Raw genomic sequence first — 25,884 nt, 5'->3', positions numbered from 1 at the left:
AACCGCTTCTGCTTCTATGCCGAGAGAACCATACGACAACTCATAGACCCGATTAGGTTGTTGTTCGGTGATGTTAAGTAAAGGGGATATTCATGGCGCAATTTATTGACAGAAGATTAAATGGTAAAAATAAGAGTGCGGTGAATCGCCAACGTTTTCTCCGCCGCCACAAGCAACAAATCAAAGAGTCGATTGCGGATGCGGTGAATCGTCGCTCAATTACCAATACCGAATCTGGGGAAGACATTGCAATCCCTAGCAAAGATATTAAAGAGCCAAGTTTCCATGAGGGGAAAGGTGGCCTGAAAGAACGTGTGCATCCCGGAAATGATCAATTCATCACGGGTGACAAAATTGACCGCCCGCAACAAGGTGGCGGCAGTGGATCCGGTCAGGGCGATGCCAGTGCCGATGGTGAAGGCAACGATGATTTTGTTTTCCAGATATCTAAAGATGAATATCTGGATATTTTATTTGACGACTTGGCTCTGCCGAATCTGAAGAAACAGCAAATCAATCGAATCGTCGAATGGAAAACGCATCGGTCCGGCTATCAGACTGCCGGTGTACCGGCCAATATTTCGATTGTGCGTTCGCTCCAGCAATCGCTGGCAAGAAGAACAGCAATGACTTCAGGCAAACGCCGCCTGCTCCATGAACTCGAAGAAACACTGGCAGAAATTCAGAATCAGGAACCGGCACAACCTCTGGAAGAGAAGCGCCTCCAACAGGAAATTCTGGATATCCGTAAAAAGATCGATCAAGTACCATTCATTGATACGTTCGACTTACGTTATAAAAACTATGAGAAACGCCCCATCCCTTCCAGTCAAGCCGTCATGTTTTGTCTGATGGATGTGTCGGGTTCAATGGATCAGGCGACTAAAGATATTGCGAAACGTTTTTACGTCCTGCTCTATCTATTTTTAACCCGGACTTACAAAAATGTTGAAGTTGTATTCATCCGTCACCACACGCAAGCGAAAGAAGTGGATGAACATGAATTTTTCTACTCACAAGAAACCGGAGGAACCATTGTATCCAGTGCCCTCAAATTGATGCATGAAATTGTGGCAGAACGTTATCCGGTTAATCAGTGGAATATCTACGCAGCACAAGCATCTGATGGAGATAACTGGGCAGATGATTCTCCTCGCTGTCGTTCAATACTCACTGAAAACCTACTACCGTGCTGTCAATACTACTCATATATTGAAATCACACACCGCTCTCATCAGACACTCTGGCATGAATATGAAAAGTTACAGACAAGCTTTGATAACTTTGCCATGAAAAATATTCAGTCCGTGGATGATATCTTCCCCGTATTCAGGGAATTGTTTCATAAAGAAACAACAGCTTAGGAGGGGTTTTTGAATGGTAACCAAAACAAAGTCGACACCTGACAAGCACCAAAGTAAACGGCTCCCGGACGGACCGGACTGGACCTTTGATTTACTCGAACGCTATCACACCGAGATCAAGCGGGTTGCAGAGCATTATCGTCTTGATACCTATCCCAACCAGATAGAGGTTATCACGTCGGAACAAATGATGGATGCCTACTCAAGTATCGGTATGCCGATCAACTACAACCACTGGTCTTTCGGTAAAAAATTCATTCAGACAGAACAAGGTTATAAACATGGTCAAATGGGATTGGCCTACGAGATTGTCATCAATTCTGACCCTTGCATTGCTTATCTGATGGAAGAAAATACCGTCACCATGCAAGCGCTGGTAATGGCTCATGCCTGCTACGGGCATAATTCATTCTTTAAAGGAAATTATCTGTTTCAAGCCTGGACAGATGCCAGTTCTATCATTGACTATTTACTATTCGCCAAAAACTATATCCGCGAGTGTGAAGAAAAATATGGGGTCACCGAAGTCGAAGATACTTTAGATTCTTGTCATGCTCTGATGAATTTCGGCGTGGATCGGTATAAAAGACCGGAAAAAATATCGATTACTGAGGAAAAGATTCGCCAAGAACAACGCGAGATGTATTTACAGTCTCAGGTGAATGAGCTCTGGAAAACACTCCCGAAAACCGAACAAAAGTCTGAGAATGAGCGAATTCGCTTTCCGAGTGAACCGCAGGAAAACATTCTCTATTTCATTGAAAAACATGCGCCTTTACTTGAACCGTGGCAACGCGAGATAGTCCGAATTGTCAGAAAAATCAGCCAATACTTTTATCCTCAGAAACAGACTCAAGTCATGAATGAAGGATGGGCCACGTTCTGGCACTATACGATTTTAAATCACCTCTATGATGAAGGTCTGGTCTCTGAAAAATTCATTCTCGAATTTCTTCACAGTCACACCAGTGTGGTTGCCCAGCCATCGTACAATAGCCCCTACTACAGTGGTATCAACCCATACGCATTAGGGTTTGCTATGTTCAAAGATATTCAGCGTATCTGTCAGGAGCCAACGGAGGAGGATAAAGAATGGTTCCCGAATTTGGCCGGAACCGATTGGCTGGATGCAGTTCATTTTGCTATGGAAAATTTCAAAGATGAGAGTTTTATCAGTCAGTACCTCTCACCTAAACTTATTCGAGATTTCAAACTATTTGCCATTACAGATGATGATCGTAAGAATTTTATTGAAGTCAATGCGATTCATGATGAGCTGGGTTATCAGAAAGTCAGAGAAAAGCTCGCAGCACAGTACAACCTAAGCAATATTGAACCCAATATTCAGATTTACAATGTTGACGTCCGAGGAGATCGTTCTCTTACGCTCCAGTATGTTCCTCATGATCGTATTCCACTCGACCCGAGCTATGAAGAAGTTTTAAAACATTTGCATCGTTTGTGGGGATTTGAGGTCATTCTGGAAGAAGTCAAAGATACCGGCAGACGAGAGCGGTTGGCCGTTTGCCCAAGCAAGGAGACGACACAGCTCTCAGTACCGTAATAAGATTGAATCCACAAAGAGCGTGTCCGTGTGACGAAACACGCGGCTATCATACAAAACGGATGGGATTTCCCCATCCGTTTTTATCAGTGATTTTGACCGATGATTGCGCGAAGGTGTGCCAAATCCGCCTCGGTATCAACCCCAATCGGTGGTGTTTCCAAAGCAACATCAACATGAATCTTTTCACCGTACCAAAGGACACGTAGCTGTTCCAAACTCTCAATTTTCTCCAGTTGGCTTGGTGCCCACTGGATATAAGTCTGAATAAATCCGGCACGATAAGCATAGAGACCGATATGCCGTAATAATGGGGTATGAATTTCAGGCTGCTGCTGACCATATTGGTCGCGATCCCAGGGAATGCTTGCACGGCTAAAATAGAGTGCATACCCTTGATGGTCCGTAACAACTTTGACGACATTAGGATTAAACACTTCTTCCCGGTCAGTAATTTCAACTGCGAGGGTTGCCATCGGGACATTGTGACTTGCCAGATTTTCGGCCACTTGCGTAATAATCGCAGGCGGGATCAACGGCTCATCCCCTTGAACGTTGACGACGATATGATCATCCGGAATCGACAATTTTCGGACAACTTCCGCCAGTCGCTCCGTACCGGATTCATGTTCAGAACCCGTCATACAGACTTGCCCACCGAAAGATTTCACAGCGTGTTCAATTCTTTCATCATCCGTTGCAACCACGACACGTTCCGCGCCAGACTGAATCGCCTGTTCGTAAACACGCTGGATCATGCTCTTCCCGCCAATATCAGCCAGTGGCTTTCCCGGTAACCGAGAAGACTGGTAACGCGCAGGAATCACAACCGTATAGGCAGTCGTCATCAGCGCCCCTCTTCCATTGACATAGTTCGTGCTTCTGGCTCCAACAACACAGGGATTCCCTCTCGAATTGGATATGCAAGCCGATCAAATTTACAAATCAACTCTTGTTGCTCTTTATCATAGGTTAGTTTCCCTTTACATACCGGACAGGCAACAATTTCAAGCAGACGATGATCCATAGTGTTTAATAACCTCTTCAATTGATCGTAATATTTTTTGCGCATCCACAGGTTGGAACGTCGCAGATACAGGTAAATACCACCAGTTATCTTGCGCAAAAGGAAGACATTTCACAGCATCTTTTTCCGTCATGATGACATGTTCGGCTTCTTCTGCAATCCCCTCAATATCATGGACATCATATTGATAGTGATCGGCAAATTCTCGAGTCGTCACCAAAGACGCACCTAAATGCAATAATGTCTGAAAAAAACGTGACGGATTACCAATCCCTGCAATAGCGGTTAATTTTCCTAATTGCGCAACATCGCAACGAATACCGGAACAAAGATGAACGGCTTGCTGAGGTGTCAGTGTCATTGGAATCTCATTCGATTCAGGTGTACCACCATTGTTAATGACAAAATCGACCGATGTCAGTCGATGCAGTGACTCGCGCAATGGGCCGTAGGGAATAAACCGCTGATTACCAAACCGCCGTTGACCATCAACAACCACAATTTCAATATCCCGCGCCAGCGCATAATGCTGTAAACCATCATCAGCAACCACCACGTTCACACCTTGTGTTAATAATGCTTTCACTGCATCTGCGCGGTGTGGTGCCACGGCAACCGGTGCGCCTGTTCGCTGATGTATCAGTTTCGGTTCATCACCACAGTGGTGAACCGGTGTCTCTTGAGTCAGCAGTAATGGATATTGTGGCGCTTTGCCGCCGTAACCCCGAGAAATGACACCCGGTGTCATCCCCATCTGCTGTAATGCTTCCACCAACCAAACAACCACTGGAGTTTTCCCGTTTCCTCCAGCGGTAATATTACCGACAACAATCACCGGAACCGGTGCTCGATAAGTTGGTTTATGTCCTTGTTGATAGGCTTTTCTGCGCGCTTCACTGACCCAACGATACAGTAGACTCAGCGGCCATAAGATCGGTGCCAATAACCGACCGACAAAATGATGTTTAAACCAGATGTTCTCAATCACGATTTAGCTACCAAACTGTGTACGATGAAGTTGAGCATAAGCACCATGCTTTTCAAGCAGCGCCACATGGTGACCTCTTTCGATAATTTCACCTTCATCAATCACCAAAATTTCATCGGCTTCTTCAATCGTCGATAACCGGTGTGCAATCACCAAAACCGTCTTATTCTTCTGTAATTCAGTCAAAGCTTCCTGAATTGCCCGTTCTGATTCGGTATCCAGTGCAGATGTTGCTTCATCCAAAATCAGAACCGGTGCATCTCTGAGCAGCGCCCGGGCGATCGCGATCCGTTGGCGTTGTCCGCCAGACAGGTTGGCACCATTCTCCCCGATCACAGTGTCGAGACCTGCGGGCATATTTTGAATGAATTCCATCGCGTGCGCCTGCCGGGCTGCGTGTTCAATTTGTTCTCGGGTATAAATACCTTCCGCAGCATAGGCGATATTATTTGCGATCGTATCGTTAAATAGGTGTACATTTTGCGAGACCAACGCAAAATGTTTCCTAAGATTGGTCAATTTATAATCCCGGATGTCTTGCCCGTCTAACTGAATCACACCATCGTCAACATCATAAAAACGGGTAAATAAGCTGGCAATAGTACTTTTCCCCGAACCGGAACGACCAACCAAAGCAACGGTATTGCCCGGTTTGATGGCAAAAGAAATATGTGAAAGTGTCGGCTTTTCTTTGCCTTGGTAGGTAAACGTCACATCATTGACTTGAACCAATCCCGTCACGGCCTCAGCTTCGTAATTACCGGTATCTTTTTCTGTCTCCAGATCGATCAATGAGAATAATGTCTGACTGGCAGCCATCCCACGTTGAAAATCTGATGTTACATTCGTCAACGCTTTTAATGGGCGCATCAAACCAAACATTGCAGAAAAAATCACAGTAAATGTGCCGGGAGTCAGTTCAGAACGAATCGAGTCCACACTGGCTAAAAATAACACCGTTACCAATGCCAGAGAAGCAATCATCTGTATCACAGGATTCGCGATTGCCTGAGCGGCGACCAGTTTCATCGTCTGTTGACGCATCCGGTTACTCACATCATCGAAACGCTTGCATTCAACACCATGTCCACCATAGCTAAGAACAACTTTGTGACCCTTCAGCATCTGCTCAGCAGACGAGGTGACCTGCCCCATCGCATCCTGCATATTTCTTGATATTTTCCGAAACCGTTTCGACACGACCCGGATAGCCACAGCAACAACGGGCGCGACCACAATCAAAACCAGAGATAATTCCCAGCTGTTCCAGAACATCAATGCCAACAAACCCACAATACTGGCGCCCTCACGGACAATACTGACCAATGCCCGACTCGTGGCTCCGGCAACCTGTTCCGTGTCATAGGTGATTCTTGACAACAATCCACCCGTTGATTCCTTATCAAAGAAACTCACCGGCATGTGCATGAAATGGTTAAATATTTTACGTCGCATCATCATCACGACGTTCCCAGAGACCCAACTCAAGCAATACGATGACACAAAGCCACTGCATCCACGGATCAGCATCATGACTAAAATAATGAGTGGCAGTATTTTCAGAAAATTAGATTCAGCGGAACCAAAACCTTCATCCAACAGGGGTTTGAGCAGGGAAACCATGTAGGTATCCGACGCAGCATTAATAATCAGAGCAATAACGGCAACAAACAAACCTGACTTATATAAGCGGATGTAAACCCAAAGACGCTTAAACGTTTGCCAAGTCGTTTCATCATTTATATTTGACATAGATACCATGGTACTTTTCATCGAGAATAACCGCGCCATTCTACCTGTTTACGTAGCGTCTGCCTATACCATGGCGAGAAGGTGTCGCTGCGCGTTGTATTGACCTCGCGTTTTTTACCGGAAATGATGATCTGAATTTGACCGGACGTGGCCGTGTCTAACCATTGCGTACCATTTTGCTGATAACGTTTGACGACCCCCTTATTCGGTAAATGCCAGCGATTCATCCCAGCCAAAGAAGCTATGGCTAACTCGGCACCGACCCGTTTTACCCATAAAGAAGAAGAGGATGTATAGCTGCCATGATGAGGCACCACCACCACGTCACTGCCCAGTGGCAGATTCTGCTGTAACATCTGCCATTCACTCCCCTTTTCAATATCACCGGTCAACAGAATAGAATGTCCGGCATCATCAGAAACCCGAATCGTACATGAAGCATCGTTATCCGCTTTTACAACGGGTTCCGGCGGCCATAAAATATCAAACGTCAATCCTTGCCACTGCCATGAATCCCCTTGCGCGCAAGGCTGATATCCCGGCAGAAATTCACTGGCTCGTTTCCATTGGGGATGCCAGATTTTTTCAAGTTCAAAACGCCCCCCGGCATGATCATTGTCCAAATGACTGAGAATCAAACCATCCAGATGACGAATCCCTCGCTGCCTTAAAACGGGAGTGACCACAGACTGAACAATACTCCCTCCCGGCCAGCTTTTGCCCGTATCATAGAGAATGTAATGCCCATGTCTCCCGATTAAGATCGACAGACCATGACCGACATCCAGAATGTCAATCTGCCAGTCGGTTGTTGTGTCACGCCCAACGGAAAACCCGCACATCATGACCAGAAAAAAACCGAGACTACGGGATGATAAGATAGGCCAAAACAGCACAACCGCTGTGGCAATAATCAAGAGAGCGATAAGATGAGAAGAGGTAAACAACCAAGCCGGCCCAGCGAAACTGGCAGCCCACATAACCGGTTCAAGTAAACCATGAATCGCCTGCCATATGAGTATGGCCGAACCACCCAAACTCGTGACCCACAAACCAACAAAAACTAAAGGCACCACGAGAACACTGAACCAAGGAATAAATACCAAGTTATACAAGGGTGCAATCAGACTCACCCCACCAAAAAAGTAAGCACTGACCGGCAACATACCGATCATTAATACAAGATGCCCTTTCATCTGTCGTATCAGTTTTCTAATGCGATCACGGTGTAGAACATCTCTTTCTTGATTCACCAGATATAGGACAAAGAAAACCGCAGCAAACGACATCCAGAAACTGGCTGAAACACCGGCAAACGGATGAATGGTTAATATACCGCTTAACGTGAGTAGAAATCGCTCTCTGAGACTGACTCGACTATGGCTCAGTCTGAGTACAATATGGATAAGTAACATCAGCATCGCCCGTTGGGTCGGCAGTGAAAAACCGGCTAACCATGCGTAAATCAAAGCTGAACAGCCACCCAAGATAACCGGTGTCCATAACCAGCATCGGCCTAAACGAGAAACGGGGATGCCAAGCAAAAAACCGAATGAATAAGCAATACCGATGTGCAAACCAGAGATAGCGATCAGATGTGCTAAACCACTCTCTTTCAGAACCTGCCACTGTTGCTCAGTTAAATCATTACGATTGGCAAAAGAAAGCGCCAGAATCATACCTTTCAACGGATCGTCTCGGAGCTGCTGAGCCACTTGCTGAAATAACCGATAACGCCAAGCATCTCCTGACTTTTTTACCTCAATATCGGAACGAGCGAATACTTTTGCCACAATACCTTGACTGAAAAAATAGCGTTCACTATCAAATCCGGCTTCATTGAGTAAACCGGTAATTGGTTTGATCGTTACCGACATTTTCAATATATCACCGGGGTCGTATTGACCAACTGTATATAGCTTGACTTTTGGTTGCATCCACCACCTAATAGGTGTGTTATTTATCGATAAGACTTGCGCTTGCGCACTATAGCCAAAACTATTTGGTGTAAAAAAGCTGTCAACTTTAACGTTTATGGTAATATCGTGCTTAGATTGAAATAGAATGTCAGATTGTCGTTTAAATATATTTCCGTGAAGTAATACCAATATCAATGCGGTGCATATACCGATTGTGTACCACAATTGATGAATTCGGAGAGTAAGAAACAGCAGCAAGACACCCCACCAGCAATAAATCATACCCGGCATCTTCGGCCAGTAAGGTGATGATAATAATGTTAAACAATAAGAACTGAGTAACCAGTTGTTTTTTATAAGAGCCATCGTTTTATATGCCTAAAAAATTAATTAAGCGATTCTTACCAGACAGGGAACTAATCAAACGGCAAAAAGCCCTGAGAATCTTTGGTAACGTGTTGTATAACCCCAATTTATGGTGTCTGAACCGTCGTTCAGCTGCCGGTGCTTTTGCCGTTGGCTTATTTATGGCATTTGTTCCGCTTCCCAGTCAGATGATCATGTCTGCTGGACTTGCTATCGCATGTGGTGTCAATCTCCCGCTCTCTGTCGCCTTGGTTTGGGTCAGTAACCCGATCACCATGCCGGTCCTCTTCTATTTTGCTTATAAGCTGGGCGCTTGGGTTCTCCATGAACCGCCCCAACATTTTCATTTTGAACTGTCTTGGAGCTATATCACTCAACAGATGTCAACTATTGCTCCCTCACTGGTTGTAGGGTGTTTAATTTGTGGTGTCGTCTGTGCTCTGCTCGGCTACTTTGGGATTCATGGTTTGTGGCGTTACTCCGTGGTCAGAAGCTGGCAAAAGCGACAATTAAAGTAACCGGATAGAATTTAAAATAACCGGATAGAAAGAGAGCGTCTTGACAAGTGTTCGTCATTACGAGGCATCCGTGACAAAAGTGTGAAAGCGTTGATATGAGTGAATGATTATCCTCGATTCACTTCACACTTTATTTCTCGCCACTTTTTACCCGGTTCAGGTGATACATTTCAGGAAGGGCAACGCAATAAGCGTTGGAGAGTCTCACCAAAGCGACTTCAGATCGTGATCAATGCTGAAGTCGCTTGTTGTTTATCTATAGAAAAGTGTCTATCGAAAGGAATCTATCGGGAAGAAAGAACGGTTGCGGGATTGAGACGACTCGCCTTCAATGCGGGATAAAATGTTGCAGCCAGACTCAATAAAATCGCTGTCCCAGACACCAACACCACATCTCGAACTTCCACTTGAGATGGCAGAAAATCGACAAAATAAATATCACCGGATAAAAAGTGATGGCCGATGAGCGACTCGAGTTGTTGAATCAGCCCGGTGAGATTCGTTGCAACCAATACGCCAATGACGCTGCCACACAGACTGCCCAATACGCCGGAAAAAATCCCCTGCCACATGAATATCTGCCGAATCAAGCGATCCGAAGCACCCATCGTTCTCAAAATCGCAATTTCTGCAGCGCGATCTTTCACCGCCATCATTAAGGTTGAAACAATATTAAAACTTGCCACCCCAATCACGAGAACCATCACCAGATACAAAATTGTACGCACTAACTGAATATCCCGGTAAAGATAGCCGTACTGCCGCTGCCAGCTTCGTAGATAAACATATTGATTGAGCTGATTACCGACCTGATGCACAATTTGCTCTGCGCGGAACACATCATGTACTTTGACGGATACGCCGGTCACTGCTGAGCCAATACCGGTATATTGTTGTGCATCTTCCAGAGGAATCAATGCCAGATTGTGATCAATCTGCCCATGCAGTGCCAATACGCCAACCAACGTGACCCGTATCCGTTGAGGGGCTTTCAGTGATTTGGCTCCCCCTGACATATTCGGCACCATCAATGTCAAAGCGTCACCGACATGGACACCCAAACGTTGGGCAACACCCTGCCCGAGGATGACCTGATGCTTGCCGGGAGAAGCCTTGGTAAATGTCTGTCCCGTGATATAGCGGGAAAGCTCAGATACGTGACGCTCCATCTCTGGGTCAATACCACGGACCTCTATCGCTTTCAGTTGTTGGCCTTTCTCTGCCAACGCGGTAAACCGGACATAAGGTGCAGCCGCAACAATCTGAGGAAAAGAAGTAACTTTCTTCATCATGGCCGGCCACGCTTGGATCGACCCTTCGACACCCTCAAATTCACCATGAGGAATCACAGATAGAACCCGGTTATCTAATTCTCTTTCAAACCCGTTCATCGCTGATAAACCAATCACAATCACAGCGACCCCGAAAGCAATCCCTAGAGTGGAAGACATGGAAATAAAGGAAACCAGTTTGTTTCTTTTTTTGGAACGGCTAAAACGACGACCAATCATCAGAGATAATGATGAAATCACTTTGTGCTCTCCTTACGACGTCAGTAAACCGTCTTTCATCGTCAGAATACGATTCATTTTCCCCGCAAGTTCCTGATCATGCGTGACCACTAAAAATGCAGTTTGAGAATCTTCGTTCAACTCTCTCATCAGCTCATACACAGCCAGAGCCGTCTGATGATCCAGATTACCGGTCGGTTCATCAGCCAATACCAAAGACGGTTTGTTGACCAGCGCCCTAGCTATCGCAACCCGTTGCCGCTCGCCTCCCGAAAGTTCACTCGGGCGATGAGAGAGCCGGTGATCAAGCCCGACACGAGCAAGCCATTGTTGCGCCGTGTGAGTCGCATTTGCAACTGACTCACCACCAATCAGCAACGGCATTGCCACATTTTCTAATGCTGAAAAATCTGCGAGTAAGTGATGAAACTGATACACAAAACCAATGTGTTGATTGCGGATTTTAGCCTGCTGCGCGGAGCGAAGCTGCAACATGTCATGACCTAAAAACGTCACATCGCCACTGGTGGGTTGATCAAGTGCCCCTAAGATGTGTAGTAGGGTACTTTTCCCCGAGCCGGATGACCCAACAATCGAAGCAAACTCTCCAGGCTGCATCGAAAAACTGACACCTTGTAAGACATGTGTCGCAAGCTCTCCTTCCCGATAAATTTTTGTGATCTGGCGGCATTCAAGGAGATTATTCATATCGTAAAGCCTCTGCTGGGTGAACGGATGATGCACGAAGTGAAGGATACAAGGTTGCCAAAAGACTCAAAGCAATGGTCAGCAACTCCACCACTACAATTTGGCCGGGCCGAATCATCACGGGTAACGAACCGCCCATCGCAATCAAGTCCACCCCCAATATCTGTAAAATCGGATTCAGGTAGCTCGCAATCAGGATGCCGAGAATGCCACCACTCAGCGCACCGGCAATACCACTGCTGGCGCCCTGTACAATAAAGACAAACAGAACCTGCAAATTCGTCATCCCTTGCGTTTTCAAAATCGCCACTTCTGACTGTTTTTCCATCACAACCATGATCAACGCAGAAATAATATTAAAAGCGGCGATGGCGACAATCAGTCCCAACATCAGCCCCATCATGTTTTTTTCCATCCGAACGGCCTGAAATAATTCGCCGCGCTGATCCCGCCAGTCACTCCAGTGCCACCCTTGCGGTAATGGTTTTTTCGCCAGTTCAGAGACCATAAAAGGGTCGGCAAACGACAGTCGCCAACCTGAAATGGTATGCTCATTTAGGCGCAACAACCGCTGCGCATCATGGATATGGGTAATGATCAGTTGACCGTCGATATCAGACCCGGTGTTAAAGATACCGGCGACGGTAAAATTGCGTTGACTGGGAATACGGCCCAGAGGTGTAAACTGACTCGCTTGTGTCACCATCAGACGAACTTTATCGCCTTGAGAGACATTCAGTTGTCTTGCTAACTGATGGCCGAGGAAAAGTGTATAATCTCCGGCATGTAAATCTTGCATCGTTCCGATGATCAAGTATTGCGCAAGTGGATCGTTGTCCTGAGGCTCAATCCCTAGCATGATACCGGCCGATAGCTCGCTGGCACTTTGTATAACCGCTTCACCACGCACAATAGGTTCAGGGGAAGACTGCGCGGGAAACTGTTTAAGAAAAGACGGCGGCGTTGCTTGCCATTGGGTTCGTTCATGTCCCTGATAAACGACCGCATGAGGTAAAACCCCGAGAATTCGGTTCTTCAGTTGAGACTCAAAGCCATTCATGACCGACAAAACCGTGACCAGCGCTAACACGCCGATTGTGATACCGACCGTTGAAATGCGGGAAACAAAACGGCTGAACCGATCACCTGACTGTCCTCGTAAATATCTGAACCCTATAAATACCGAAACAGGACGAAACATACTATAAACCAATAAAGACTATTGCACGGTACTTTAACGATAAACTGACTCTGGTTGTAGCATTAATTTGCCAATTCATTGTTAATTCATACAAATGACAGCTCTATACCTTGATTAGTTCATTCGTATAGCGATAATCAACATGCAAAGATGAGGAATGAACCATGGTCGAACAAGAGTTTTTTACAGTGCAACATGCACTCACAATCAATATTGAGCCTTTGGAGGCCGGGGTATCATTTCCTTCTGAAGAGATATTTGAAAGTGAAATCCCTGTACCATTTATTGTTGCATGTGAATTTAGTCATCTTGACCAACTTGGTGATGTGGCCCGGCAGGAACTGAAAAACAATGACTTTAAAAATCTCATTCAGTTACTGGATAATCAAAATACCAAATTAAACATGCTATTGAACTTTATGTTGTCTCAGCAAGATGACCCTCAGCAACGCCACCAGACTGCATCGTTTGGCGCCAGTCAGTGTACTTATGTCAGCCATCATCCGATAGACGTCGATACGTTACTACGCGTCAAATTGTTTCTGGATCACCCACCTGCCGCAATATATTGTTATGCTCATGTTGGCAACTGTCAGGTTGAAGATGAACACTATCTTGTAACCGTGAAATACGATCTCCTGAGAGAATCCGATCAAGATTTATTAATTCGAGCCGCTCTATATCAACAGCAGAAACTACTCCGTCGTCGCTCTCTTGAAAGAAATAAATAGCAAACTCATGACCAGCTTAAACCCCATTCTATCGCTTCCGGCATCTCAAGGCCCGGGAGATAAAAAACAGATCGGTAACCTGACGGGTGCCAGTCTCGCACTGGTGGCAGCAGAGCTGTCCCATCGGCATCAACACCATACGCTGCTCGTCACTGCGGACCCGCAGATGGCGTTGAAATTACAGCAGGAAATCGAACAATTCTACTCAGCCGACATCACGGTATTCCCGGACTGGGAAACACTGCCTTATGACAGCTTTTCCCCGCATCAGGACATTATCTCTGATCGGATCTCAAGGCTCTATCATCTGCCCAAACAACCGGGTGGGATGACGATTATCCCGGTGACGACATTACTGCAAAAACAGTCACCCCGCGATTTTTTGCTGCAACATACACTGATCGTCAAACAAAGAGATCGCTTTTCTTTAGTAAAGCTCAGAGAACAACTTGAAAATGCCGGCTATCGTCATGTCGATCAAGTGTTTGGCCCGGGTGAATATGCAAGCCGGGGGGCCATTCTCGACCTGTTCCCGATGGGCAGTGACCTCCCCTATCGTTTTGACTTTTTTGATGATGAGATTGATACCATTCGAACCTTTGATCCGGAAAATCAGCGTTCGATAGAAGAAATTCAAGAAGTTCGGCTCCTGCCGGCTCACGAGTTTCCGACGACGGCCAGTGCAATCGAAGCATTCCGGAGCCGATTTCGTCAACGTTTTGAAGCCTCCAGAGAACCTGAATCCGTCTATATGCAGGTCTCAAAAGGGATATGGCCGGCAGGCATTGAATACTGGCAACCCTTGTTTTTCGATCACACCGAAACGCTCTTCGACTATTTACCGGCAGAGACTCAGCTGATTGTCGTCGGTGACATTGAACCATCGATTGATCGCTTTCTGAGTGATGTTCATGAGCGTTATGAACAAAGACGTGTCGATCCATTGCGACCACTGCTTGAACCCGCCGAACTCTGGCTGCAAAAAGATCAACTTTTTGCCATGCTGAAGCCTTTTTCGCAATTTCAGGTTCATAGTGAACCTGTCACTGAAAAAGCGGGTCGATTCAATCTTCAAGTCTCCCCGCTACCGGAAATCAAAGCGCAGCACCAGCATAAAGAACCACTGGCGGCACTCCGTCAGTTTGTTGAATCCCATACGGGACAAATTGTATTCTCCGTCGAATCGGAAGGTCGTCGCGAGGCGCTGCTCGAGCTGCTACAACGGATCAAATTACGCCCGACGACACTGCCGTCTTTTCAGGATGCTTGCCTGAGTGATGAAAAATATGCGTTGATTCTCGGAACGGCTGAGCATGGATTTATTCTGCGTGAACAACAGGTTGCTTTGATTTGTGAGAGTGACCTCCTTGGCGATCGGGTTGTTCAACGGCGTAAAAAAGACAAACGAGTCACCAATAGTGATGCGGTCATCCGCAATCTTGCTGAACTCAAACCCGGTCAGCCCGTGGTTCATATTGATCATGGTATCGGACGTTATATCGGGCTACAGACATTAGAAGTGGGTGGTATTACCACAGAATATGTCACGCTGGAATATCAGGGAGAAGCCAAGCTTTATGTCCCGGTTTCAGCACTGAATCTGATTAGCCGCTATTCCGGTGGTGCCGATGAAAACGCCCCGATTCATAAACTGGGTGGGGAAAGCTGGACCAAAGCGCGACGCAAAGCAGCGGAGAAAGCCCGGGACGTCGCAGCCGAATTACTGGATGTCTACGCTAAACGAGAGTTAAAACCGGGCCATGTCTTCGCTTTGGATCGCGAACAATATGCGACGTTCAAAGCCAGCTTCCCGTTTGAAGAAACGGATGATCAGTCAATGGCGATCAACGCAGTTCTTTCAGACATGTGTCAAAACAAAGCCATGGATCGCTTAATCTGCGGTGATGTCGGTTTCGGTAAGACTGAAGTTGCCATGCGTGCTGCCTTTGTCTGTACGGATAATAGCAAACAGGTCGCGGTTTTGGTTCCGACAACTTTGCTGGCGCAGCAACATTTTGAAAACTTCAGAGACCGCTTCGCCAATCATCCCATTCGCGTTGAAGTTCTATCGCGTTTTAAAACAGCCAAAGAACAGAAACAAATCCTGCAAGACGTGGCGGATGGCAAGATTGATATCTTAGTCGGCACCCATAAGTTACTCTCCAACGAGTTGAAATTTAAAGATCTCGGACTGTTGATTGTTGACGAAGAGCACCGCTTCGGGGTACGTCAGAAAGAGAAAGTTAAGGCGATGCGGGCAGATGTTGATATCCTCACGCTCACGGCAACACCGATTCCCAGAACGTTGAATATGGCGATGAGCGGGATGCGAGATTTATCCATCATTGCTACCCCACCCGCACGACGCTTAGCCGTTAAAACATTTGTCCGGCAAAGTGATCAAACGATTATCCGAGAAGCGGTGTTACGTGAGGTCATGCGTGGCGGGCAAGTGTACTATCTGCATAATCAGGTTGAAACGATTGATAAAGTCGCAGCCGATCTTGAGAAGCTAATTCCCGAAGCTCGGATTACGGTGGCACATGGTCAGATGCGTGAACGTGAATTGGAACGCATTATGAACGATTTTTATCATCAGCGTTTTAATCTGCTGGTTTGCACGACCATCATTGAAACGGGTATTGATGTACCGACCGCCAATACGATCATTATGCACCGGGCCGACACATTGGGTCTCGCGCAACTACATCAGTTACGGGGACGAGTCGGGCGTTCACATCACCAAGCCTACGCTTACTTGTTGACTCCACATCCGAAAGCGATGACCAAAGATGCCGTCAAACGGTTGGAAGCACTGGCTTCTCTTGAAGATCTGGGGGCCGGATTTACGCTTGCGACCCATGACCTCGAAATCCGGGGCGCGGGCGAGCTACTCGGTGAAGAACAGAGCGGACAAATCCAGTCCGTCGGTTTCACACTTTATATGGAAATGCTTGAGCAGGCTGTAGAGGCGCTAAAATCCGGTAAAGAACCTTCCCTAGACGACTTACTGAAGACGCAAACAGAAGTGGAACTCCGGTTACCGGCCCTGCTTCCCGATGACTATATTCCGGATATCAATACCCGCCTGTCGATGTATAAACAGATCGCAAGCGTGTCGAATCCTGACGAACTGAATGAATTGCGAGTAGAATTGATTGATCGCTTTGGCAAACTGCCGGATGCAGCGCTCAACCTGTTAGAAATCAGTAAACTAAAATTGGAAGCCGCAGCACTGAACATTAAGAAAATTGAAGCACACAGTAAAGGTGGTTACATTGAATTTGATCTTAATGCTAGTATTAATCCCGCGTATTTAGTGCAACTCTTGCAATCTCAACCGAAACAATACGGAATGGATGGCCCAACGAAGTTTAAGTTTACCCTGCCGCTGGAAGAACGAAGCCAGCGACTGGGCTTTATCCGAGATATGCTGAATGAATTTCAGCAAAATATATTACCGGCTTCCTGATATCAGGGAGCAATCATGATGAAGAATCACCTTCTAGGTCGTAATGGAGTCATAATGAATAAGCTGATCCCACTGCTAATGTTATTAATTGCCATGCCTTCTTGGGCACAACGCCAATTTGACATTGAAGTGATCATTTTTAAGCGCATCGTGAATGCTGAACAAACCAATGAGACATGGCCCAATGTACTTCCACCGATAGATTACCGACATACCGGTGATCTGAGTTCTCAGGTCTATCTCAACCAAAAAGGTGTCACATTATTACCGGCTTCAGAATACAAGTTGGACAAGCAGGAAGAGAACCTGAAAAATCATGCGGGCTTTCAAGTATTGCTGCATACGGCTTGGCGTCAGGGTGATGAAAGCAAAGCAGATGCCCCGACTTTTCATATTTTAGCCGGCAAAGATTACTCATCTCAGTTTCATCCGGACGGCAGTGAAATCACACCATCGACAGTTGCCCAACAATCTCCAATTGAAGATACGGTTGAAAAAGCAGTGCCGAAGCCCCTTTATGAGCTAGATGGAAAATTACAGGTGTATGTACAACATTATCTCTACGTGGATGCGCTGTTGGATCTGAAAGAACCGAGTGTTCGGGATATTGCCGTTGAAGAAACCCCGGTTGATTTTTCACAAAATACCACGGACGCAGATGACAATGTCCAGTTTGGTCACCTTCAATCGATCTCTCCGACGGTCACGGAAGAACGTTTTCTTAAGTCGTATCGACTGGATCAAAAACGCAGAATGCGCAGTGGTGAAACCCTCTATTTCGATCATCCTCTGATGGGCATTATTTTACAGGTCAGAAAAGTGCCGGATCCATCGTAGCGACATAATCAAGAGTAAAACACGGTTTGAGGTGTTCATCACGATCAAAATTGCCCGCTTATTCAGCGGGTAATTTTCCCTTCAACCTTCATCAGACCTGCGTCAAGTTGTCGTGGCATAGTGAATTTCATCCGCTGTGCGCTGAACACGAAATCAGCTACTTTTTCATACGCAACAACCGTCAATTGCCTTTACTACCAATGGTTAACGGTTGCTTTCCTCCAACATTATGTTAGCGTGAGAACAAAACGTAGCATGACTGTAACATTATGATTGAACGCTTCTCCCTCCTGCATTTCATCACGACCCAAAAATCCCCGATTGTCATTTTAAATGGTATGGCGGGCAGCGGAAAATCAACGGTATTAAAACAACTTTCTGACTATCTGAAATGCGATATTTATAACTCGCTCCCGAATCCTGAAGATACCGAGCCGAGTGGTCACTTAATTTGGGACCCGCTAGGAAGAGCGTTTTATCAGCACCTGGACCAGGTGTTACAAATGTGTCCGCTGCTTGAAGCGAAAGACCAGACTTTATTTATTAGTGCCAACTGGATAGGCAACAACAAATTAATATCTGAAGCGCTGCTATACAAAAAAATCACCCTGATTGATCAACACTCGCTGTTGTTCTCTCAACATGAAATCGCACAGTTGTACCCGGATAATTACAGCGATATTTATTTACAAACTAAAGGTTGGCCGGTACTGGTTGCTAACTGGAAAGAACTGGATAGCGAGCGATACAAAGAATCATTGCAGGAATTTATTCAGGCAAGAATTCTTCCAAGCCTGTCTTACCATGAACAACGACTTTTGATCGCACTGGCTTTTAGCGCCAGTATCAAAAAAAATCTGGTCCCACTTGAGAATGCGCATATTGAAAACCTCGCTCCGCTCATTGAGCTGGACAGAGATGAGCGCTATATCCTTGGCATTCCATATCTGAGAAACACACTGGAAAGCATCGCCAGAGCCGATCCGCGAATTTATCAGGAAGCGATGCGAATCGTGGCTAAAAACCACTATAAAAGCGGTCAAATATACATCGCTATTCAAACGGCTATCAATACTCAAAACATCGACTTAGCCATACACTGGTTCAAACAAAGTGGCAGTGGTATGTACGGGTACTATCATGGTTTTTCTGAATTAAAACAAATTCTTGATGCATTCCCGGTTGAAGTCATTGAGAGTGAGCTGTCACTATGCTGGGCAAAAACAATTTATCTGTTTAAAAACCAGCAATTTGTAGAAGCGCGTGGCTTTATCGAAAACTTACAATTGCTCAAGCAGCCGTACTATCGACACGAACAAGACCGAGCTATCGCCATCCTGATCCTAGCGAAATACGATACCTATTTCGCCGCAACTTCCGACGATTTTAAACTCGACAAGTTACATAAACTCGAATTCCATCTGTCCACAGATGAAAACGCGATTATGAACTACTACGGTATGGTATCGATTCACTATAGCAACCTCGGTGACTGGTTTCAGGCTGCGGTATATCAGCGTAAAGAATTGGAGCTCGCAATTAAAAATGACATTCCATACCTCATCTTCTACTGCCATTTCAATCTGGCACGGATTAACTTGCGTATGGGTTATATTGATGTTGCCGCTGAACACAGTCAGGCAGCAAAGCGTCATATTAAGCGCATCAGCTTTTATCACACGTTGAGTTTTGAGCACAACTTCATCGATCTTGTCGATGGCATGATAGCGCTCATGCGTGGTGAAAGCTCGCCGGCACTAAAATCATGGAATAAAGTGTCTATCTTACGTAAACACTCGGAAGTCTGGCCGGAATTTATCACCCAATTCGACTTTTTCGGTATTGCAACACAACTGATCAATTATGATTTTGAACAGGCTGTTTCGCTTCTTGATGAACTTCATTATGAATATCAAATCCGATTTTCAGACCCTCATGCAACGCTCTATTTCAACCTGTTGTTGATTCTTATTCTGCAACAGCAGGAGCGCTGGGTAGAAGCACAGACCAAACTAAATCAAATCCATGACGGTAACGTGACGGTGATTGGCACATTTGCCGAGTTTTATCAGTGGCTTAACTATCGTAACGATATTGGATTAATCGCCATCCACAAAACGCCCCAGTCACCAAACACAAACTGGGATCAACGAAATGATACAGCTTGGTCAGATATCTGTTATTCACTACAGGAAATCAAACTGTTATGGCACAACGGTCATACCTCGATCGTGACCACCAAACTGCTATCACTGTTCTATCGTGCGTATAAGCTGAATTTGTGGCTACCACTGCTACTGGAAATGCATTGGCTGAATCCAATACTGAAGAAAATAAAAGCGGATGAGAAAAAGCGGATTCAATACACTCAGTTTGAGCAGGCGATTTTACATTGGGAAGAAAAATGTCAACTCAGCGGCAGGCGAATCAATGTCACCGAGTTGACAAATAAGCAGCTGCTTATTATTCAGCGCTTAGCAGAAGGTCTTTCGAATAAGCAAATTGCTCAATACACAGGACTGTCCGAAAGTACCGTAAAATTTCATTTGAAGAACATCTTCAGGCAGTTTGGTTTGAAAAACCGCCAGGCTTTAGTTCAATTAGCAAATGCCAAGGGTTGGATTCATTAAGGGATGCCATAAAAGGCTTAACTTTCACGAACCAGGTGACTCATCGAGCCATAGTGTTTCTTCAGCCCTTCAAACTGTTCTTCGCTATAAAAAGAACATTCATTACGCCCATAAGCCTTAGCCACTTCAATACAGAACGAGTTGACAACAGCAATATCAGTTTCATGGCTCACACCAGTACCACAACCCGGAATTGAGGTTTCGGTTGTGATAGCAATACCTACCAGAGGTTTATTCGTTGCCGTTGCCGGTTGCATAATACTGTTAATATGATGAAGACCATTCGAATAGGGTGTAATATCAGCGGTCGACAGTGGAAAGCACACGGCTTTTTTACCAGTGACAAATTCCATTAATTCAATCAGATCATCAGCCGGATGCAAAATATAGCCATCAATCACTGTTGGTGAGATAGCAAAACCTTTGTGGTTGATATAACGATTGCCTTTCGTGGTATCTATCGACAGATATGCGTCGCATTCGTCAATCACCTCATGAGGTAAGATTTCGGCGGTTGTTACCGGTGAATCCATAAAGTCCACGGGCTTATGCGGACGAACGGGAGCAAAAGGACAAATATGCGTCGTAATCACCACATCCCCCGCTAAGCAGTCACCTCGCTGACGCATGGTTGCCAATTTTAAAGCACAGGCAATCGCAGCAACCGCGCCATCCGCGTCTGATACCATACCGATTCTTGCCGGTCGGGCACCAATACCACCGAGTCGACCAATAATACCCAACGTCGGCGCATCACCCTGCTCTTTTTTACCTTTAGTACCCGGAATATCAATGCGCACAATATCGGTACTGCCTTTATCCCCTTTGACAGGGTATGTGGTCGCAGTGACCCCCTCGAAGTTCTCAAACAGAGCGACAACAGCATGACCTGTTACCTGTGAATCTTCAAGCAAATCAAACACAGTCATAGTTTGCTTTAACGACATAATCAATTACCTAAAACGACACTGGGGAATGCAGTGAAGGATTCCCTCCACTGCATGATGGTGTATTAACGACCTGCCGGACGACACAACCAGTTAAAGTGAGAGAAATCGTAGTAGAAACTCTGAATCGGAATGAACTTCATATCGCTCAAACAGTTATTAACCGCCATACGGTAATAAGTCGTCTGAAGGAATGTATCGACCTGATTATCAACGATGTATTTTTGCAGATCTTTATAGATCGCATTACGTTTGTCATCGTTTAACTCTGTACCCGCCGCATCAATCATGTCGTCAACTTTTGGATCGTTCAGCCATGACATAGACGCCCAAGAACCTGCAGATTTCGAAGAGTACTGGTTATAGAACACGGAAAGCGGTGACGAATACGTTGGACCAAAGAAGATTTGGTTTACATTCGGTGTCGTTTCTGGCTTAGCTGCGATTTCAGTAATACGGCTCCAAGGGTCAGCCTGAAGCGTTGGTTTAAAGCCGATTGCCTGTAAGTTCGCCTGCATCATCAGAGCAATTTCTTCTTCATAAGCAGACCCCGCGACATAACCTAACGTAATAGGAATCGGGCGACCTGCGTATTTAGATTTTTTCACGTACTCCGCTGCTTTCGCTAGATCCAGTTTTGGTGGTACAAGCGTATCCAAGTGCGAATCTTTAAACAGTGATGCCAATGGACCCGCCATCGGTTCACCCGGGTGCAAATCTTCATTAATGAGGTCGTAATCAATTGCCAGAGCAATCGCCTTACGGATATTGACATCGTCTGTCGGTGCTAGCTGGTTGTTAAATTTAACGTAGTAACCACTTGCTGTACTCAGTTGTTGGATATGATAATTTTTAAGCTTATCAATGGCTGACAAAGTTTCATTCGCCTGATAAGTGCTACTTAAATCAAGTTCACCTTTGTTTGCTAACGCTTTGATGGTTGATTCATCATTGGTGATCAAGATACGAACTCTCTCAAGTGGATGACCAGTAAAGCCTTTGAAGTAGTCATGGTTGCGTTCCAGAATAATGCGGCTACCCCGTTGCCATTCACCCAATTCGTACGCACCGGTACCTGCCGTGTTCGAAGCTAAGTATTCTTCCGCCCATTTATTTTTACCCGCATGCTCCCGAGCTACGTCTGAATTAATAATGAACAGAATCGGCGTCATTGCCAGAAAAGCAGACGATGGTTGCTTCAGCGTGAATGTGACTGTGTGAGCATCCGTGGCTTTTACCCCATCAGCATCAAGGTAGGGCTGGAAGAAGCCAGCCGGGCCCTGGTTTAGCGTTAACATGCGCTTTGTAGAATAAACCACATCTTTTGCTTCAAGCGGAGAGCCATCCTGAAATTTAGCATTTTCGTCGAGATGGAACGTAAATGTTTTACCACTCGGTGAAATATCCCAGCTTTTGGCGAGATGAGGAACAATCTTACCTGTTGTATCAGCCGTCGTTAAACCATCGTACAAGTTTACTGCCATCATGTATTCGGTGTAGTCAGACACCTTTGCCGGGTCAATACTACCGACGACCTGAATAACGTTCATTGTCGCCGTTAAATCATCATAGCTTTCTGCTAATGCGGTACTGCTGGTAAGTACAGCTGCGGTTAACGCAGCAACCATTGTCGTTTTCATATGTGATAGTTCCTTTATCGTAAAAGGTCAAAAGACCTTAGTTATCCAAAAAACTTAGTTAAATGGTACGTATTGAATTTCCGGGTATCCAAACGCCGCTGGACCGATGATCTTCAAAGCTTTTTCGGAACGCAGCAACGGGTGACACGGAATCGCTAACACCGCGACTTTTTGACCGAATCGTAAGATTTCGGTCGTAATCGCATGACCAGTTTCAATATCCAGGATGATAATCAGGTCAGGTACACTACAAACAACAGCCTCATTAACTTTCAGGATCAAGTTTTCATTTTGAATATCGATGCAGGCTTGGCTTTGAGCAAATCCACCAGAACCTTCCATCTTCACTTTACCGCGGGTAAAACCAGCAACCATGTTTCTTTCCAGATCGACAATTTTACCTTCAAACAACACCTTGCCATTTTCATGGGCACAGATTTCTTCGATAGGATTGGTTTTTTCGACATGTGAACGCATCACCGCCAAACCAAGATTGGTTGCCTGAGTCACAGTGCCAGGTACAGCGTATTTCTTAACAAAGCTACCTTTCATTGGCGCTTCAACCATACCGGCACCGCCACCCATTTGCACAACACATGCGCGGGCTAAACGTTCCAACCAGAACTCATCAACCAGATTCTTGAAGATCACCGTATTACCATGTGCATCTGACATAGCAGCAGGTACACTACAGTGACCATAAATACTGTATGTGGTCATCTGCATTTCCGGGAAAGCGCGGCCCATACCGTCACCATCGACCAGAGGTAACCCGGTAATCGCTGCAATAGCGATTGGACGAAGACCGTTCGCCCCACCAATTTCTACCGGGATAATGGCATCCACTTTCTTACCCATGTCTTCTTCGATAGCGCGAATCGCACGAACAATTTCGTTACCCTCACATATCTTTTCCATGGAGACAGCCGGCGCACCAATGTTACCAACCGAAATAACCAGAGCATCATCATCTAATTCACTTAAACTAATCAGATTAACTTTTGATCCTTTTTCCATTTCTGCAATCGCGTGAAGCTTCCCGTAATACGGATTACCACCACCTCCGGTCCCCAAAATAGCAGTACCGATTTCCAATGCTTCAATATCATTTTTCGTTAGTTCAATCATGGTTAAACTCCAAATCTCCGACCACTTTGACTCGAATACGAGTGGCATTCCCCGGTAAATACGCTAACGGCACATCTTCTTGGTCGATAACTTGAATACTTTGCGCACTCGCACCTGCTGCAACGGCCCTCTCAATCGCAACATTCACCGCATCATCAATCGCTTCTTGACGCGTTAAATTTGTCAGACTGTAAATCTTATCGGCCTCACCACTCACCTGAGCAATTGCCGCACCGACTGCGTTTGCAACTGAAAAATGATTTGGTTTAATGGCTTTCAAACCACCAATTTCATCCGGTGCGATAATAGAACCACCACCGACAACGATGACTGGAATCTGAGCTGAAGAAAGACGGTTTTTCTCAACCACGTTGAGCATAATTCGGTCTATTTCTTCAAGAGAAAGTGCCACAAGTGATTCGTCAATATCCGTCACTTTGCTAACGTCACCAACTTGCACACGACCTGAAGCAACAGCGATATCCGTTGCAGTTGTCTGTGTACCGCCAAAGACCAGTGCTTCTTCAGTAATTCGGTAACCAACACTGTGCGGACCGACTTCAATTTTTTTGTCGATGATGCCAAGGTTAAAGTTCACGCAGCTACCACCACCTAAACCGACCGATACCATATCCGGCATTCGGAAGTTGGTACGCACACCGCCGACATCAACACTTGATGAAGCCTGACGCGGGAAGCCCTGTTGCACCAAACCAACATCTGTCGTCGTCCCCCCAATATCAACTACAATGGCATCCTGTTCACCTGAAAGGAATACAGCACCGCGCATTGAATTGGTCGGGCCGCTGGCAAAAGTAAGAACCGGGAATCGCTTAACAAACTCAGCGTTCATTAAAGTACCGTCGTTTTGCGTGATAAAGAATGGGCAATGTAAACCACACACTTTCAGTGCATTGGCAAATGCATCGACAGTTTTTTCACTCAGCGCTAATAAGCTGGCATTCAGAATTGCAGCATTCTCACGTTCCAACAGGCCAATTCGACCGACCTGATTAGAAAGAACAACACGACATTCGGGATAAAGTTCTGCGAAGATTTCCGCAACACGTTTTTCTGAATCATCATTCACCGGGCTAAATACGCTGTTAACGATTGCTGAAGTAACACCTTTGTTCTTCAGTTCAAGAGCGATCTCTTTGATGTGAACTTCATCTAATGGATTGATTTTGCGTCCGTCAAACTCATAACCACCTTTCACCATGTAGCGACCTGCATCAATCAATGATTTGATGTCATCTGGCCACCCGGCAAATGGAGGAACACTCAAGGTTGCCGGTAAACATAGCCGAATAACGGCAGTTTTGGTTAAGTGCTTACGCTCAACGACAGCATTAGTGAAGTGGGTCGTACCAATCATCACTCCCAGAATGTCAGCACATGCAACGCCAGAGGTTTCTAAAATAATGCGAAGCGCTTTTTCTATCCCTGTCGTGACATCTTCTGTCGTTGGCTGCTTAGTCGTTACGACGACTTCGTTGTAATTCATTAATACGGCATCGGTATTGGTTCCACCAACATCAATGCCAATTCTATAACATGTTGTCATTGTCTCTCCTTAAA

At 45.7% G+C, this 25,884-nt stretch carries 19 protein-coding genes; 7 read left to right on the top strand and 12 right to left on the bottom strand.

Annotated features, from left to right (window positions below; genetic code table 11):
- The first annotated feature begins 92 nt into the window (after positions 1-92).
- Positions 93-1,364: a YeaH/YhbH family protein gene (locus MKS89_RS06160; RefSeq protein WP_072961036.1), complete on the top strand. Its 1,272-nt coding sequence runs from the start codon at positions 93-95 to the stop codon at positions 1,362-1,364.
- Between the two features lie 13 nt (positions 1,365-1,377).
- Positions 1,378-2,928: a SpoVR family protein gene (locus MKS89_RS06155; RefSeq protein ID WP_072961033.1), complete on the top strand. Its 1,551-nt coding sequence runs from the start codon at positions 1,378-1,380 to the stop codon at positions 2,926-2,928.
- Between the two features lie 86 nt (positions 2,929-3,014).
- On the opposite strand, the gene kdsB is transcribed toward MKS89_RS06155, so the two are convergent.
- Genes kdsB through MKS89_RS06130 form a run of 5 tightly spaced genes read right to left on the bottom strand, consistent with a single transcriptional unit; the run spans position 3,015 to position 8,896 of the window.
- Positions 3,015-3,776 carry a 3-deoxy-manno-octulosonate cytidylyltransferase gene (gene kdsB, locus MKS89_RS06150; protein WP_072961030.1) on the bottom strand — a complete coding sequence of 254 codons (762 nt, stop codon included), beginning with the start codon at positions 3,774-3,776 and terminating at the stop codon, positions 3,015-3,017.
- Positions 3,776-3,955: a Trm112 family protein gene (locus tag MKS89_RS06145; protein ID WP_021020121.1), complete on the bottom strand. Its 180-nt coding sequence runs from the start codon at positions 3,953-3,955 to the stop codon at positions 3,776-3,778. The genes kdsB and MKS89_RS06145 overlap by 1 nt, the downstream gene beginning before the upstream one ends.
- On the bottom strand, positions 3,936-4,943 hold the full coding sequence (gene lpxK, locus MKS89_RS06140) for a tetraacyldisaccharide 4'-kinase (RefSeq protein WP_072961028.1): 1,008 nt from the start codon (positions 4,941-4,943) through the stop codon (positions 3,936-3,938). Before lpxK ends, MKS89_RS06145 begins: the two co-directional genes overlap by 20 nt.
- Positions 4,944-4,946: 3 nt before the next feature.
- Positions 4,947-6,695, bottom strand: a complete 1,749-nt coding sequence (gene msbA, locus MKS89_RS06135) for a lipid A ABC transporter ATP-binding protein/permease MsbA (protein ID WP_072961118.1) — start codon at positions 6,693-6,695, stop codon at positions 4,947-4,949.
- A 17-nt stretch (positions 6,696-6,712) separates the two neighbouring features.
- The gene (locus tag MKS89_RS06130; RefSeq protein ID WP_235862515.1) at positions 6,713-8,896 is read right to left on the bottom strand and encodes a DNA internalization-related competence protein ComEC/Rec2; all 2,184 of its coding nucleotides are present in this window, start codon (positions 8,894-8,896) and stop codon (positions 6,713-6,715) included.
- Positions 8,897-8,988: 92 nt separating this feature from the next.
- On the opposite strand from MKS89_RS06130, the gene MKS89_RS06125 reads away from it, so the two are divergent.
- Positions 8,989-9,498, top strand: a complete 510-nt coding sequence (locus tag MKS89_RS06125; RefSeq protein ID WP_021020117.1) for a DUF2062 domain-containing protein — start codon at positions 8,989-8,991, stop codon at positions 9,496-9,498.
- A gap of 284 nt (positions 9,499-9,782) precedes the next feature.
- Here MKS89_RS06125 and lolE read toward each other — a convergent pair whose 3' ends face one another.
- From lolE to lolC, 3 genes are read right to left on the bottom strand one after another with little or no spacing between them, the layout of a single operon-like run.
- Complete coding sequence (lolE, locus tag MKS89_RS06120; protein WP_072961026.1) at positions 9,783-11,030, bottom strand: lipoprotein-releasing ABC transporter permease subunit LolE; 1,248 nt, start codon at positions 11,028-11,030, stop codon at positions 9,783-9,785.
- Positions 11,031-11,042: 12 nt separating this feature from the next.
- The gene (lolD, locus tag MKS89_RS06115; RefSeq protein ID WP_072961023.1) at positions 11,043-11,717 is read right to left on the bottom strand and encodes a lipoprotein-releasing ABC transporter ATP-binding protein LolD; all 675 of its coding nucleotides are present in this window, start codon (positions 11,715-11,717) and stop codon (positions 11,043-11,045) included.
- Entirely contained in the window at positions 11,710-12,918 is a 1,209-nt protein-coding gene (lolC, locus tag MKS89_RS06110; RefSeq protein ID WP_072961020.1) for a lipoprotein-releasing ABC transporter permease subunit LolC, read from the bottom strand. Before lolC ends, lolD begins: the two co-directional genes overlap by 8 nt.
- 164 nt (positions 12,919-13,082) lie before the next feature.
- On the opposite strand from lolC, the gene MKS89_RS06105 reads away from it, so the two are divergent.
- The 4 genes from MKS89_RS06105 to MKS89_RS06090 all read left to right on the top strand — a co-directional run bounded on the left by MKS89_RS06105 (position 13,083) and on the right by MKS89_RS06090 (position 20,588).
- Positions 13,083-13,649, top strand: a complete 567-nt coding sequence (locus MKS89_RS06105; RefSeq protein ID WP_072961018.1) for a PilZ domain-containing protein — start codon at positions 13,083-13,085, stop codon at positions 13,647-13,649.
- 7 nt (positions 13,650-13,656) lie between these two features.
- On the top strand, positions 13,657-17,121 hold the full coding sequence (mfd, locus tag MKS89_RS06100) for a transcription-repair coupling factor (RefSeq protein ID WP_072961015.1): 3,465 nt from the start codon (positions 13,657-13,659) through the stop codon (positions 17,119-17,121).
- 54 nt (positions 17,122-17,175) lie between these two features.
- The gene (locus MKS89_RS06095) at positions 17,176-17,958 is read left to right on the top strand and encodes a peptidoglycan binding protein CsiV (protein ID WP_072961013.1); all 783 of its coding nucleotides are present in this window, start codon (positions 17,176-17,178) and stop codon (positions 17,956-17,958) included.
- A gap of 269 nt (positions 17,959-18,227) precedes the next feature.
- A complete protein-coding gene (locus tag MKS89_RS06090) occupies positions 18,228-20,588 on the top strand; it encodes a response regulator transcription factor (protein WP_072961011.1) in 2,361 nt (786 codons plus the stop codon).
- Positions 20,589-20,605: 17 nt separating this feature from the next.
- Here the strand turns inward: MKS89_RS06090 and MKS89_RS06085 are convergent, their stop codons facing one another.
- From MKS89_RS06085 to MKS89_RS06070, 4 genes are all read right to left on the bottom strand, one after another.
- The gene (locus MKS89_RS06085) at positions 20,606-21,535 is read right to left on the bottom strand and encodes a DUF1177 domain-containing protein (RefSeq protein WP_072961010.1); all 930 of its coding nucleotides are present in this window, start codon (positions 21,533-21,535) and stop codon (positions 20,606-20,608) included.
- A 65-nt stretch (positions 21,536-21,600) separates the two neighbouring features.
- On the bottom strand, positions 21,601-23,175 hold the full coding sequence (locus MKS89_RS06080; RefSeq protein WP_072961008.1) for an ABC transporter substrate-binding protein: 1,575 nt from the start codon (positions 23,173-23,175) through the stop codon (positions 21,601-21,603).
- Positions 23,176-23,229: 54 nt separating this feature from the next.
- The gene (locus tag MKS89_RS06075; protein ID WP_072961006.1) at positions 23,230-24,303 is read right to left on the bottom strand and encodes an S-methyl thiohydantoin desulfurase family protein; all 1,074 of its coding nucleotides are present in this window, start codon (positions 24,301-24,303) and stop codon (positions 23,230-23,232) included.
- Positions 24,296-25,870, bottom strand: a complete 1,575-nt coding sequence (locus tag MKS89_RS06070; protein WP_072961004.1) for a hydantoinase/oxoprolinase N-terminal domain-containing protein — start codon at positions 25,868-25,870, stop codon at positions 24,296-24,298. The genes MKS89_RS06075 and MKS89_RS06070 overlap by 8 nt, the downstream gene beginning before the upstream one ends.
- Positions 25,871-25,884: the final 14 nt, after the last annotated feature.

This window comes from Vibrio gazogenes (assembly GCF_023920225.1).
Taxonomy (GTDB): Bacteria; Pseudomonadota; Gammaproteobacteria; order Enterobacterales; family Vibrionaceae; genus Vibrio; species Vibrio gazogenes.
This window is presented reverse-complemented; position numbering and strand designations above follow the sequence as displayed.

Excerpts from the sequence above, each read along its gene's own strand:
- MKS89_RS06090 (WP_072961011.1), top strand. The coding sequence starts at position 18,228 with ATGATTGAACGCTTCTCCCTCCTGCATTTCATCACGACCCAAAAATCC.
- lolC (WP_072961020.1), bottom strand. The coding sequence starts at position 12,918 with ATGTTTCGTCCTGTTTCGGTATTTATAGGGTTCAGATATTTACGAGGA.
- MKS89_RS06095 (WP_072961013.1), top strand. The coding sequence starts at position 17,176 with ATGAATAAGCTGATCCCACTGCTAATGTTATTAATTGCCATGCCTTCT.
- MKS89_RS06160 (WP_072961036.1), top strand. The coding sequence starts at position 93 with ATGGCGCAATTTATTGACAGAAGATTAAATGGTAAAAATAAGAGTGCG.
- msbA (WP_072961118.1), bottom strand. The coding sequence starts at position 6,695 with ATGTCAAATATAAATGATGAAACGACTTGGCAAACGTTTAAGCGTCTT.
- kdsB (WP_072961030.1), bottom strand. The coding sequence starts at position 3,776 with ATGACGACTGCCTATACGGTTGTGATTCCTGCGCGTTACCAGTCTTCT.
- MKS89_RS06085 (WP_072961010.1), bottom strand. The coding sequence starts at position 21,535 with ATGTCGTTAAAGCAAACTATGACTGTGTTTGATTTGCTTGAAGATTCA.
- MKS89_RS06130 (WP_235862515.1), bottom strand. The coding sequence starts at position 8,896 with ATGATTTATTGCTGGTGGGGTGTCTTGCTGCTGTTTCTTACTCTCCGA.
- MKS89_RS06075 (WP_072961006.1), bottom strand. The coding sequence starts at position 24,303 with ATGATTGAACTAACGAAAAATGATATTGAAGCATTGGAAATCGGTACT.
- MKS89_RS06145 (WP_021020121.1), bottom strand. The coding sequence starts at position 3,955 with ATGGATCATCGTCTGCTTGAAATTGTTGCCTGTCCGGTATGTAAAGGG.
- MKS89_RS06070 (WP_072961004.1), bottom strand. The coding sequence starts at position 25,870 with ATGACAACATGTTATAGAATTGGCATTGATGTTGGTGGAACCAATACC.
- mfd (WP_072961015.1), top strand. The coding sequence starts at position 13,657 with ATGACCAGCTTAAACCCCATTCTATCGCTTCCGGCATCTCAAGGCCCG.
- MKS89_RS06125 (WP_021020117.1), top strand. The coding sequence starts at position 8,989 with ATGCCTAAAAAATTAATTAAGCGATTCTTACCAGACAGGGAACTAATC.
- MKS89_RS06080 (WP_072961008.1), bottom strand. The coding sequence starts at position 23,175 with ATGAAAACGACAATGGTTGCTGCGTTAACCGCAGCTGTACTTACCAGC.
- lolD (WP_072961023.1), bottom strand. The coding sequence starts at position 11,717 with ATGAATAATCTCCTTGAATGCCGCCAGATCACAAAAATTTATCGGGAA.
- MKS89_RS06105 (WP_072961018.1), top strand. The coding sequence starts at position 13,083 with ATGGTCGAACAAGAGTTTTTTACAGTGCAACATGCACTCACAATCAAT.
- MKS89_RS06155 (WP_072961033.1), top strand. The coding sequence starts at position 1,378 with ATGGTAACCAAAACAAAGTCGACACCTGACAAGCACCAAAGTAAACGG.